The following is a 12,942-nucleotide window of genomic DNA, read 5'->3' as shown; positions in this document are numbered from 1 at the left end:
ATGTCCAAACGTTTTGAAACATTACAGACGCGATTGCTTGTACTCGTCTTTATTGAACTGGTGATAATGGTGCTTTTTCATGTTGTCTTTAATGAATACTTGTACATTGTTCAATACATTGCACTGTTGGTAAACATGGTATTGATTTTTGTCATGTTTTATAATTCTGTCAAAAGTAGTCGTGAACGTATTCTTGATGTTGCTGACATTGTTGGTGCTGAGGCGCAAGATGCGTTTGAGTACGGAAAGATTACCGTGTTAACCCTCAATGAAGATGCACGCATTACGTGGATCAGTGATGGTCTTGTTGAAAATGCAATTGGTGAAAGTGTCCGTGACGTATTTCCAGAAGTTATGAAGTTAATTAATGGCAAAGAAAAGAAGGTTCGTATGGTTATCAATGACAAAGACATTGAGGCAACCATCATGAATAATGAGCGCGTTATTTTCTTTAAAGATGTCACAAAATTAACGGAGCTTGAGCGTCTTAACCGTAACAACTCAGTCGTGTTGGGAATTGCTCACTTGGATAACTATGAAGAAACAACACAATACGAAGAAGAACAGATCATTGCGCTGATTGATATGAACATTCGCCAAGCGGTTGTTCGCTGGGCAGATAAACACGACATGTTCATTCGCCGTATCCGCGCCGATCGATATTTGCTTGTTTTAAATGAAGAAGTCTTTCAAGAGTTGTCACAAGAACGCTTTTCAATACTCCATGAGATTCGAAAAGAAGCCGCAAAGATGGATGCAAGTATTACTCTATCCCTCGCATTTGCACGCCAAAGTGATAACTTGAAAGAACTTGAGGATATGTCAAATAAGGCATTGGAACTCGCCCAAGGTCGAGGTGGTGATCAGGTTGCCATTAATACCAAAGACAGTGAGATGACCTACTTTGGTGGATCAACAGAAGCTGTAGAAAAACGAAGCAAGGTTCGCGTTCGTGTTATGGCCCAAAACCTTGGTGAGATAATTAACAATTCAACAGAAGTTGTAATTGTCGGTCATCGTATGACTGATTTTGACTGCTTTGCGAGTGCGCTAGGAGTTGCTGCAATTGCTGATGTATATGGGAAACGGGCATCAATTGTCATCAATCTGGATGATACAGAGGCAAATTTAGCAGATTCAATTCGAAAATATCGTGAAGACTTCGAAAAAGATCATAATTTCATAAGCCATTCACAAGCGCTCGATATAATTAACGAGAAAACATTGGTTATTATGGTGGATCATCATAGTTTAGAACAAACGCAGTTCCCCGATATTATCGCAGTGTCACAACGCATCGCGGTTATCGACCATCACCGTCGTACCGGTGAGTTTCAATTCAAACCAATACTTACCTATATTGAGTCTTCGGCCTCATCAGCAAGTGAGTTAATTGTTGAATTGTTCCCTTACCATAGACGTAATGTTGTGATTGGAAAATTAGTCGCGACATTTATGTATACTGGCATGATTATTGATACCAATCGCTTCCGAAATCGCAGTGGAAGTAGAACGTTCCAGGCTGCTGCTGAGTTGCGAAAATTTGGTGCGGATCTTGCAGAAGTTGAAAACATGCTAAGAGATGACTATGAAGATTTCGAAATGAAAAATAAGATTTTGGCGACAAGTAAGCTCTATGATAATTACTATGTCATTGCTGCATACAAACACGAAACGCTCCCACGAACCATGCTTTCGCAGGCAGCGGATGAGATTTTATCGGTCCGCGAAGTGGAGGCTTCCTTTGTGTTGGCACCAGTAGGTGATGATGCAATCGGAATTTCTGCACGTTCAAAAGGTGAACTTAATGTTCAAGTTGTGATGGAACGCTTGGGTGGTGGTGGTCATTTCACAGGAGCAGCAACCATCATTCGAAATCAATCAATGAACGATATTGTAGAACAATTACAAAATGCAATTGAAGAAGTAAGAGAGGAAAGTGAATAATATGAAAGTAATACTACTCAAAGATATTAAGAAACTTGGAAAAAAGGATGACATTGTGAATGTTGCCGATGGGTATGCGCGTAACTTTTTGATACCTGGAAACTTGGCAGTTATTGCCAGTGAAACAAGCCGTGAGGTTTTGGATGATCAAAAACAAGAGCGTGCAGACGAAGTCGCAGCAAAAGTTGCTGAAGCAAAACTCATCGCACAAGAACTTGAAAAAATTACCCTAGAATTTACAGTTAAAGTTGGTAAAGATGGGCGCGTATTTGGATCTGTATCAACAAAACATGTTGAAGAAGCTTTGTTCAAACAACATAAGATTAAATTGGATAAACGTAAATTTAAACCCAATGGTCCAGTTACACACCTTGGACTCAATAAAATTACCGCCACAATCTATGGCGACGTAACCGGTGTGTTAAAAGTAAATCTATTAGCCGAAAACTAGGAGGGGACTATGCGTAAATTACCATACAGTCAAGATGCGGAGATTGCACTATTAGGAACGTTTCTCGTTTACCCCGAGGCAACGGAAACCATTCGTGAATACAATCTTGGCGTTGTAGACTTTTACAATACAGAACATCAAAAAATATTTGCGCATATGCTGGATATCATTGAGAGTGGTGCGTTTTTGGATTCGACAACATTAATTTCACGCATGCGTGATCATAATGAACTCGAAAGTGTGGGTGGTGTTGATTTCCTATTCCATCTAACCGCCAACTCTGCAGCACCTGCTACATTGAAACACTATGTTGAAGTTGTGCAACAAAAATCACAGATGCGACAACTCATAAATGTTGCACAATTGATTGTTGATCAGGGTTTTGATTCCACCACAGAGCTCACGAATCTCTTGGATTTTGCAGAAAAGAATGTCCTTGCAGTTACACAAAACCGTCAAACATCGGACATGCTTTCATCAAGTGAAGTCGTAACGGAGTTTATGGCAAATCTAGCAAAGATACAGGAGAACCGTGATCGTATTACGGGTCTGAAAACCGGCTTTGAAAGTCTTAATAATATAACCAATGGATTACAACGTGGTGACCTCATTATTCTTGCGGCCCGCCCATCCGTTGGTAAGACTGCATTTGCACTAAACTTAGGCTTGAATGTTGCCCGTCATAACAACAACGGTAAGGGTTCTGTTGCGATATTCTCACTTGAGATGCCTGCCACACATCTTATGAGTCGTATGTTGGCGGCACAATCCTCTGTGAAGAGTGAATTCTTACGGTCAGGATACTTAAATGACGAACAATCGAATGATCTCAATATGGCTGCGGGTGTATTGTCGAATACAAACATCTATATTGATGATAGTTCAACCGTAACCGTTCCTGAAATCTTTTCCAAATGTCGTAAAATGAAAGCGGATGTGGGATTGGATCTCATCGTTATTGACTATATTCAATTAATTACTGGACGTACGGGTTCAGACAGTCGTCAACAAGAAGTATCTGAAATCTCTCGTGGATTGAAACAATTGGCTCGTGAAATGGAAGTGCCTGTTATCGCATTGTCACAATTATCACGGAACGTTGAAAAGCGTGAAGTTAAGATTCCGCAATTAAGTGACTTGCGTGAATCGGGTTCGATTGAGCAAGATGCCGATATTGTAATGTTCCTCTATCGTGAGGAATATTATACACAACATGAAGAAGATGATGATGGACCCAAACGTCCGAAGTCAGATATACAAGAAGTACTTGTAAAAATTAGTAAACACCGTAATGGTGCCTTGGCAGATATAACGATGCAGTTTAATGCATCAATAACCAAGTTTTATGATGTTGCAACTGGAAAGTAGGTGATGAGCAATGAGTAAAAATATGAAAATCATTGGTATTGCGATTCTTCTAAGTGTCGGATTGGGTTACTTGACCCATCAATCAACACAAAAAAGAAATGTTGAAGCAGCCATGAAAGTCATTGACACATCCAATGCTGTCTATCCTCAAGAAGTAGCATCTGTAAGTGATCATCCCGTAGAAGTGACCAAGCTTTATCATGAAGACAAACTCGTTGGAATTATTCACGACGAAAAAGGTTTGGAGACCATGTTCGATTCGATTTATGAAACGGAATATAAAGCTGATTTTCCAGATTCAAAATTAGGGTTTATCGATGATATATTCCAAACAAAAGAGTTGAGTTACAATATTTATGAAGATCGCGATGCAGAAATCTTCAACTATATTCACGAGAAGAATCTTTTTGCGATTGAAGTAAGTAAAGTAACATTCTCGAATAATGCGGTTATTTATGTCCAAGATGTCGAAGATTTTAATGCTGCACGTGAGGTATTCATTAAGAACTTTATCTCACCGGCATCATACGAATTATTTAAGAACCGCGAGGTTCCACCTGCCTTAGTTACAAATGGTACGCGTGACCTGAGTCTTGAAGTCAAAGAAACAGTTAAAATCGAAAAAAGTCTTGCATCAAAAGATAAGATTCTAAAAGACGAACAAGAAATATTAACGTTCCTAAACTATGGATATGAGCCAAAGTTAGAGACTTATACTGTAAAGCAGTATGATACCGTAGACGGTGTTGGTGCACAAAATGGAATGTCAGGAACACAAATTGCATCAATCAATCGTGATATTATCACGGATGTCGATCAAATTCTTGAAGTGGGAACACAACTCAATGTCTCGAAATTTAATTCACCATTTACAGTAACAGTAACACGGGAGTTAAAGACATCGGAGCCTGTTTATCCTGAGGATATTGAGTACATCGATGACGATGAACTTGATGTCGGTACTGAGGTTGTTGAGGTTGTTGAGAAGCCAGGAATGGCGGACGTAACCTACAACATTGTCTATGTTAATGGTACACAAAAAGATGCTACAGAAACAGGTCGCAAACAAACAGTTGAACCTGTGCGTGGTGTCGTTAAAGTTGGTACAAAAGAAGAAGAAGTTGTTACCCCAGGTGGTGGTTCACAAGGTGGCCCCGGTGGTGGTGCTGCGGGTCCTGGAGGATTCAGATGGCCACTGAATGGTGGTAGTGTAATTTGTGGTTATGGTTGCTATGGTGGACACCGTGGTGTTGATCTTCAACCCTACGAAATCTATGGTCCGATTTATGCAATTGGATCGGGTGTTGTAGATGGTGGTGGATATGATGCTGGTGGATGGGGCTATTGGGTCCGCATTAACCACGGAAACGGATATCAATCACTGTATGCCCACATGCCTTTCCCAGCATATGTCGGCGTTGGAGCATCGGTCTCGGCGGGTGAAAATATTGGTGAAGTCGGCCAAACGGGTTATGCAACTACACCCCACTTACATCTTGAGATATGGGATTCTTCCGGAAGCAGGCTCAACGCATGTAATGGATTTATTCCCTGTTAAACACTAAAAATTATGAAGGAGATTTTCTTTGAAGCGAAATATTCAAGTTATCGTGGGGGCGATATTTATAAGTATATTATTGGGCGTCCTCATTCAAGGTAACAAGACTTCGAAGAGTGTCGTATCTGCATTTGAAAAGGTCGATACATCGACCGCAATGTTTCCGCAACGTGTGGAAACTGTTAGTGAACAACCTATAGAAATCACGAAATTGTATCGTGAAGACAAGCTCATTGCTATCGTGCATGATAAGAATCGTTTGAGCGATCTGTTTGATGAGGTTTATGAGCGCGAGTACAAGCAAGAGTTTGCGGGCTCAAAATTGGGTTTTATTGAAGATATTTATGAAGTTAAAGAAATGAGTTATAACACATACGAAGACCGTGATGATGACATATTCAATTATATCTATGAAGAGAAACTCTTTGCTGTTGAAACCAATAAAATTGAGTTCTCAAATGGTGCAATTATTTATGTGAAGAATCTCGAAGATTTTGATCGTGCACGTGATGATTTCACGATGAACTTTGTATCAACTCCAGAGGTTTACGAGAATCTTAAAGCGAAAAACCCTATTCCGCCACTTACGGAATACGGCCAACGGGAGACCAATCTCGAAGTTAAAGAGAGTATTACACGAACACGTGGATTTGCTTCGAAAGATAAGATTTTAAATACGGAAGCAGAAATTCAACAATTCTTAAGCTACGGTTATGATCCCAAAATTGAAACCTATGAAGTTGAACCCTACGATACAGTTGACGGAATTGGTTGGAAAAGTGGGATGACAGGTTCTCAACTTGTTTCCGTTAATCGGGATAAGTTGAGTAGCCGTGATCAGATACTCGAGCCAGGGACTACACTCAAAGTAAGTAAATTTAGTTCACCTTTGACTGTTTTGGTTACACGTGAGCGTAAGGTTCAAGAAACTGTCTATCCCGATGAACCTATCTATCAAGAAGATCCTGAGTTAAAAGAGGGTGTTGAAGTTGTTGATGTTGTCCAACAAAATGGATCACGTGATGTCACCTATCAAGATATATCCGTAAACACTGAATCACTTACATCTAACGAAATTCGTTCTGTTGTTCAAAAAGAACCCATTCGCGCAGTCATACGCTATGGGACTAAGATTGAACCACGTATTGGTAGTGGAGAATTCCGGATTCCGATTGGGAATGGGTTTATCAGTTGTGCATATGGTGATTCATGTTATGCAAATCATAATGGAACAGACTTTGTTTATTATGGTAACGGTGGTTTAGGTCCAATTCTAGCCGCAGACCGTGGTGTTGTTGTGACCTCAGTTGGTGGATGCTTTGAAGGAAACTTCAGCTGTGGTAGTGAATGGGGGAATCATGTTGTGATTGATCATGGAAATGGTTTCCAAACACGTTATGCACATATGGCTTCAACACCATATGTCAACGTTGGTGACGTAGTTGCCCAAGGTGAAGAAATAGGCTACATTGGAAATACCGGTCGAAGTTATGGTGCGCACTTGCACTTTGAAATTTGGACAGGGGGATCACGGATTAATCCGTGTTCGCAGTTATCATGTTAATGAAATATGCGCTCCTTGCAAGCGGATCGAAGGGTAATGCGTGTCTTATTGAAGCAGGCAATCAATTGCTCTTAATCGATTGTGGCACAACAAAACGCTACCTGACTCAAAGTTTTATGGCATTGGGTAAAGATTTTTCGGATGTGGATGCGGTTTTAATTACCCATGACCACTCCGATCATACAAGTCAGCTAAAGCACTTTCGTTCATCACCCATATATTGTCCTTCACCAATCGAGGATGTTTATCAAGTACAACCTTATGAGGACTTCATGATTGGGGACTTTCACATTCTACCCATCAAGACATCTCATGACGATGCCTACTCTGTTGGATATGTCATTCGCTATGGTGAGGAAAAATTGGTGTATATCACAGATACGGGATACATTCGCGATCAAGATTTACCACTGATTCATGATGCAGATTATTATATTATGGAAAGCAATCACGACCCTGAAATACTAATGGGAACAAACAGACCTTATGCGATCAAACGTCGCATTCTCTCAGATGTGGGTCACTTATCGAATGATGATGCGGGTATTTTACTGTCACGAATTATTGGTGATCAAACAAAGTCAATATTTCTTGCCCACTTAAGCGAACAGGCAAATACTGAAGCGTTGGCGATCGATACAGTACGAACTCATATTGGTGAAAATGACATTAAGATTGTTGCTGGAAAGCAGTATGAAATTGTAAAGGGAGGGCATTGGCATGAAGAATGATCAAGAATTTAAACGCATTTTTATTGGCATTATGGTGATGTTATTACTATGGAATGCATATTTAACGTATCAACTTTACGAATTGCGCCAAAACCCAACATCCAATACGAATTCACCCGAACATCAAGTCATTGAAAAGCATGTTAGCGAATTTGAAACGGATGCAACGCGTGTTGTGGATGCAGTTCAAGACAAAGTCGTGAGTGTGATTAATTATGATCGAACAGAAGCAATAGGTAGTGGATCGGGGATTATATATTCTAATGAAAAGGGTGTCGTACGCCTTGTTACCAATCATCATGTTATTGAGAACGGATCACGATATGTAGTCCGACTTTCCAATGGCGAAGAAATAGATGCTGAATTGATTGGCTCTGACCAATATACTGATTTGGCGATGTTGGAAATCAATGCAGATATTGATATTGAAGCAATCACGATTGGCGATTCTAATTTATCACGAGTTGGAGAATTTGTTCTTGCAATAGGAAGCCCTGTCGACCTTGAATTCGCGAATTCTGTAACATTTGGTGTAATTTCGGGCAAAGATCGTATTGTGCCAGTAGATCTAAATGGGGATACACGTTCGGACTGGGACATGATTGTCATGCAAACAGATGCTGCAATCAATCCAGGCAATAGCGGCGGTGCGCTTGTCAACATGGAAGGCGAACTCATTGGTATTAACTCAATGAAACTCAGTTCCGATAATGTCGAAGGGATGGGATTTGCCATTCCCATTAGTGAAGCCATTCCCATTCTCCAACAAATTTCCGAGACAGGTGAAGTACGTTATCCATTGCTGGGAATATCTGCGCTGTCTGTTGATGATTTGACACAGTTCGAACGCAATCGTTTTAAAATTTCAGCAGATATCACTGAAGGTGTCTTCATTGCTGGAGTGACGAGCGATGGTGCAGCGAAAGCGGCAGGAATCCAAGAAGGGGATGTTATGGTTTCTTACGATGGTGTGACAATTGATGATTTCAAAACATTCCGTCGTCAACTCTATAAGAATAAAGTAGGCGACACGGTTGAAATCGTTGTTATGCGCAATGGTGAATCTAAAAATGTAACGGTAACCTTAAAATGATTAAAATCATAGCTATCGGGCGTATTAAAGAAAAAGAAATGCAGGGAATGATCGCTGAGTTTCAAAAACGCCTGAAGCCCATTCATCCTATAGAAATGATTGAACTCAATAATAGCAACAAGGATGATATGCAAAGTATCGTGGACGATGAGAGCAATCGAATCTTAGAAAAAATCAGCGAGAAAGACGTTGTGGTTCTGCTGGACCTTAAGGGTAAAGATTTGTCTTCTCCTGCGATGTCTGAAAAACTTGTAGATTGGATCGATAGTGGTCGAACCGTTATTTTCATTATTGGTGGCTCCCATGGTGTGAGTGACATGGTTCGAAGTCGCGCAAACTTCATGTGGAGGATTTCAAATTTGACGTTTCCACATCAGTTAGTACGTGTCATGTTATTCGAGCAAATCTATCGAATGTTTATGATTTCAAAAAATCACCCGTATCATAAATAGTGATTATTAATATCGCTATTTCGTAACCCTTTTCAATAAGAACTTGAAATTTTCATGATAACGCTGTCATCAAAGGGCTGTTAAAGGGCTTGGGGGGATAAATCGCAACGCAATTCATTGTATTTGCGTACTAAATAGTATAGAATTAAAGAGAAAAGTAGGAGGTATTACTATGAAGGAAATTACAGTAACAGTTATCGACCCTGTTGGATTGCACGCACGTCCTGCAACAGTAGCAGTAAACGCAGCAAGTAAATTCAAAAGTGAAATCAAAATTAGCTATAAAGGCAAAGCTGTCAACATGAAATCAATCATGGGTGTTATGTCATTAGGTATTCCAACACAGTCAGAAATTATCATTTCAGCTGAAGGTGAAGACCAAGACGAAGCGATTTCAACAATCGAAGAAGTTCTAAAAGCACAAAAAGTTATTGCTTAATTTTAGGATTCACATAAAATAGAAGATGAACAGTCTTCTTTTTTTATACATTTATGGAGGGTATAATGTCACACAATACATGGGAATTACTAGCGGATAAATATGAGTGGGTCAAAAAAGGTTTGAGTGCACAGAGTGCCGAAGAACGCCATGACGCATTCTATAAGAGTTTGGAATTTGGAACTGCAGGTATGCGCGGACTCTTGGGTGTTGGACCCAATCGTATGAACATGCTTACAGTAGCGAAGGCAAATCTTGGGTTTGCGAAATACTTAGTTGAGACATTCAAAGGGAAACAATTGAAAGTTGCAATTGCTTATGATAACCGTCACATGTCTCGTGAATTTGCGGATGTAAGTGCAATGGTATTATCAACGTTTGGCATTGACTCGTATGTTTTTACCCAACCCCGTCCAACCCCGGAATTATCGTTTGCAGTACGAGAACTGGGATGTGTGGGTGGAATTGTCATTACCGCCAGCCATAATCCCAAAGAGTACAATGGTTATAAGGTATACGATGAAACGGGATGTCAATTGGTGGACCATAAAATACAACGGGTTATTGAACTCATCGAAGCGCATCCTGATGAGACGACGATTGATGTGGAAGTGGGTAATCGCGCACTGATTCATGATATTAATGAAAACTTTGACACAGTCTATAAAAAAGCAGTGAGTGGAATTCAACTACGTCCCAAAGAGGCGAAGACACTAAAGATTGTTTTTACCTCACAACACGGAACATCCTACCCTATAATGCGGGACATTTTTGTTGATGCTGGCTATGAGGTAATCGTCGTCAAAGAACAAAGCAATTATGACCCAGACTTTACCAATACTAAAACTCCGAATCCAGAGGATAAAGACAGCTACGACCTCGCAATTGAATATGCGAAACAGTATGATGCTGATTTGATTTTATCATGTGATCCTGATGCCGATCGCATGGGGATTGTTGTGAAACACGATGGTTCCTATGTTTACTTAACAGGTAATCAAGGGGGTTCAATACTCCAAGAATACATCTATTCAACACGCCGCGAACTGGATACAATGCCCATGAATCCGATTATGTTTAATACGGTGGTTACATCTGACTTGGGAGAGAAAATTGCCCATAACTATGGTGTTCATGTCGAAAAGACACTCACAGGATTCAAATACATCGGAGAGAAAATCGAAGCCCACAATCGCCAGGGTGACTATGAATTCATCTTTGGATATGAAGAAAGCTATGGATACCTTCTTGCCGACTTTGTCCGAGACAAAGATGCACCTCAAGCATGTATTATGGTGGCTGAAGCGGCAAACTACTATCACAATCGTGGCCGTACACTCGTCGATGTCTTAAACATGCTTTACGATACCTACGGTGCTCATGTTGAAATGCAAGTGGCAATTACGCGTGCTGGATCACAAGGTCTTCAGGAAATTCAAGATATTCTAACAACCTTCCGAGAAGGAAATTTTAAAGAATTTGCCGGAATTCCTGTTGCTTATTCGGAGGATTTTCTCACATCACGACGTTCGGATGGCACAGACTTAAATTTTCCAACGTCAAATGTTCTCAAATATACTTTAACGGATGGATCGTGGGTTGCAATACGACCATCTGGAACCGAACCAAAATGCAAATTTTACTATTGTGTGGTTGCGCAAACATTAGCACAAGCGCAGGAAAAATATGAATTACTGAAACACGCAGTGAGTGCAATTGCAAAAATCTAAGACAGCGAAGGCTGTCTTTTTGAATACCCACTGTACCTATAATGGTGAAAGCAAGAACAGTGTGTTTCTTTCGAATCAATAACGGAATGAAGCAGAAATCCTTTTGTATAATAGACCTAATGAAACGAGGTCTATAACGATGAATAGAAAATTTCCGGATGAATTCTTATGGGGAGGTGCTGTCGCGGCACACCAACTCGAAGGTGGTTGGAACAAGGGTGGTAAAGGTGTCAGTATCGCCGATGTATTGACGGCGGGTGATAAAACAACCCAACGACGCATTACAGACGGAGTACTTGAAGGTGAATTTTATCCTAACCATGAAGCCATTGATTTCTACACACATTATAAAGAAGACATTGCTTTGTTTGCTGAGATGGGATTTAAGGCATTTCGCACGAGTATTAACTGGACACGTATTTATCCAAACGGAGACGAAGCAAAGCCCAATGAAGAAGGGTTGCTGTTTTACGATAACGTCTTTGATGAACTGTTAAAGCACGGCATTGAACCGGTGGTAACACTTTCTCATTTTGAATACCCCTACCATCTCTACAAAGAATATGGTGGATTCAAAAATCGTAAGATGATTGATTTCTTTGTAACGTTTGCCGAGACGGTCATGGAGCGTTACAAGGATAAGGTGAAATACTGGATGACATTTAATGAAATCAACAATCAAACATCGTATGAACATGACCTTAGCATTTGGACAAACTCTGCCATCCGTTTTGAACCCGGCGATAATCGTGGTGAAATTATGTATCAAGCTGCAGTCTATGAGTTGATTGCAAGTGCTAAAGTTGTTAGGTTGGGACATCAAATTAATCCAGATATGAAAATTGGGTGCATGATGGCATATGTGCCGATTTATCCTGCTACATCAAACCCTGATGATATTATGACCAGTGTTAATGTGCAACGATTACGAAACTACTTTTTCAGTGATGTTCATGCCAAAGGATTCATCCCAGAATATGCATTGAAAGAATGGGACCGTCTTGGGTATTCCATAGAGTACACCGAGCAAGATTTAGACGACTTACGAGCTGGCACCGTAGATTATATTGGCTTTAGCTACTACATGTCATTCACGGTCAGCGCAACAGCGACGGATACAAGTTTCGAGATGCTACCTGGAGTTCACATGTGCCATAACGAATATATCAAAAACAGTGATTGGGGATGGCCCATTGATCCTGTTGGGTTGCGTTATGTTCTCAATGAGGTTTACGATCGGTACGATCTACCCTTGTTTATAGTGGAAAATGGATTTGGAGCGCACGATAGTGTCACTGCAGACGGACAAATTCATGATCCCTATCGTGTAGACTACTTACGCCGTCACATTGTTGAAATGGAAAAAGCGGTCAACGACGATGGGGTTGATTTAATGGGATATACACCGTGGGGTTGTATTGACCTTATTAGCTTTGGTACAGGAGAAATGGAGAAGCGTTATGGCTTCATTTATGTTGATCGTAAGAATGATGGGACGGGGTCATTGAAACGCTCTAAGAAAGATTCTTTTGAATGGTACAAAAACGTTATCGCTTCAAATGGAAAAAAACTATAGAATTGGGAGTGCCTCTGGGTGCTCCTTTCGCAT

11 protein-coding genes are annotated in these 12,942 nt (G+C 40.4%); all 11 read left to right on the top strand.

Going from position 1 to position 12,942, the window contains the following annotated elements; all coding sequences use genetic code 11:
- Entirely contained in the window at nt 1–1,947 is a 1,947-nt protein-coding gene (locus tag G7062_RS00910; RefSeq protein ID WP_166064040.1) for a DHH family phosphoesterase, read from the top strand.
- Between the two features lies 1 nt (nt 1,948).
- A complete protein-coding gene (gene rplI, locus G7062_RS00905) occupies nt 1,949–2,398 on the top strand; it encodes a 50S ribosomal protein L9 (RefSeq protein ID WP_166064039.1) in 450 nt (149 codons plus the stop codon).
- A gap of 9 nt (nt 2,399–2,407) precedes the next feature.
- Complete coding sequence (gene dnaB / locus G7062_RS00900; protein ID WP_166064038.1) at nt 2,408–3,766, top strand: replicative DNA helicase; 1,359 nt, start codon at nt 2,408–2,410, stop codon at nt 3,764–3,766.
- A gap of 10 nt (nt 3,767–3,776) precedes the next feature.
- On the top strand, nt 3,777–5,324 hold the full coding sequence (locus G7062_RS00895) for a M23 family metallopeptidase (protein WP_166064037.1): 1,548 nt from the start codon (nt 3,777–3,779) through the stop codon (nt 5,322–5,324).
- Between the two features lie 28 nt (nt 5,325–5,352).
- Complete coding sequence (locus G7062_RS00890; RefSeq protein ID WP_166064036.1) at nt 5,353–6,888, top strand: M23 family metallopeptidase; 1,536 nt, start codon at nt 5,353–5,355, stop codon at nt 6,886–6,888.
- On the top strand, nt 6,882–7,619 hold the full coding sequence (locus G7062_RS00885) for an MBL fold metallo-hydrolase (protein ID WP_240915964.1): 738 nt from the start codon (nt 6,882–6,884) through the stop codon (nt 7,617–7,619). Before G7062_RS00890 ends, G7062_RS00885 begins: the two co-directional genes overlap by 7 nt.
- The gene (locus tag G7062_RS00880; RefSeq protein WP_166064035.1) at nt 7,609–8,712 is read left to right on the top strand and encodes a S1C family serine protease; all 1,104 of its coding nucleotides are present in this window, start codon (nt 7,609–7,611) and stop codon (nt 8,710–8,712) included. Before G7062_RS00885 ends, G7062_RS00880 begins: the two co-directional genes overlap by 11 nt.
- Complete coding sequence (gene rlmH, locus G7062_RS00875; RefSeq protein ID WP_166064034.1) at nt 8,709–9,164, top strand: 23S rRNA (pseudouridine(1915)-N(3))-methyltransferase RlmH; 456 nt, start codon at nt 8,709–8,711, stop codon at nt 9,162–9,164. Before G7062_RS00880 ends, rlmH begins: the two co-directional genes overlap by 4 nt.
- A 172-nt stretch (nt 9,165–9,336) precedes the next feature.
- Nucleotides 9,337–9,603, top strand: coding sequence for a phosphocarrier protein HPr (locus G7062_RS00870; protein ID WP_166064033.1), 267 nt, complete (start codon nt 9,337–9,339; stop codon nt 9,601–9,603).
- A gap of 65 nt (nt 9,604–9,668) precedes the next feature.
- Complete coding sequence (locus G7062_RS00865; protein WP_166064032.1) at nt 9,669–11,333, top strand: phospho-sugar mutase; 1,665 nt, start codon at nt 9,669–9,671, stop codon at nt 11,331–11,333.
- Nucleotides 11,334–11,472: 139 nt separating this feature from the next.
- Nucleotides 11,473–12,909, top strand: a complete 1,437-nt coding sequence (locus G7062_RS00860; protein WP_166064031.1) for a 6-phospho-beta-glucosidase — start codon at nt 11,473–11,475, stop codon at nt 12,907–12,909.
- The last annotated feature ends 33 nt before the right edge of the window (nt 12,910–12,942 follow it).

Source organism: Erysipelothrix sp. HDW6C (genome assembly GCF_011299615.1).
Lineage (GTDB): Bacteria > Bacillota_I > Bacilli_A > Erysipelotrichales > Erysipelotrichaceae > Erysipelothrix.
The sequence above is the reverse complement of the archived record's forward strand: the minus strand, read 5'-3'. Positions and strand labels throughout refer to the sequence as shown.

Excerpts from the sequence above, each read along its gene's own strand:
- rplI (WP_166064039.1), top strand. The coding sequence starts at position 1,949 with ATGAAAGTAATACTACTCAAAGATATTAAGAAACTTGGAAAAAAGGAT.
- G7062_RS00910 (WP_166064040.1), top strand. The coding sequence starts at position 1 with ATGTCCAAACGTTTTGAAACATTACAGACGCGATTGCTTGTACTCGTC.
- G7062_RS00860 (WP_166064031.1), top strand. The coding sequence starts at position 11,473 with ATGAATAGAAAATTTCCGGATGAATTCTTATGGGGAGGTGCTGTCGCG.
- G7062_RS00865 (WP_166064032.1), top strand. The coding sequence starts at position 9,669 with ATGTCACACAATACATGGGAATTACTAGCGGATAAATATGAGTGGGTC.
- rlmH (WP_166064034.1), top strand. The coding sequence starts at position 8,709 with ATGATTAAAATCATAGCTATCGGGCGTATTAAAGAAAAAGAAATGCAG.
- dnaB (WP_166064038.1), top strand. The coding sequence starts at position 2,408 with ATGCGTAAATTACCATACAGTCAAGATGCGGAGATTGCACTATTAGGA.
- G7062_RS00885 (WP_240915964.1), top strand. The coding sequence starts at position 6,882 with ATGTTAATGAAATATGCGCTCCTTGCAAGCGGATCGAAGGGTAATGCG.
- G7062_RS00870 (WP_166064033.1), top strand. The coding sequence starts at position 9,337 with ATGAAGGAAATTACAGTAACAGTTATCGACCCTGTTGGATTGCACGCA.
- G7062_RS00880 (WP_166064035.1), top strand. The coding sequence starts at position 7,609 with ATGAAGAATGATCAAGAATTTAAACGCATTTTTATTGGCATTATGGTG.
- G7062_RS00895 (WP_166064037.1), top strand. The coding sequence starts at position 3,777 with ATGAGTAAAAATATGAAAATCATTGGTATTGCGATTCTTCTAAGTGTC.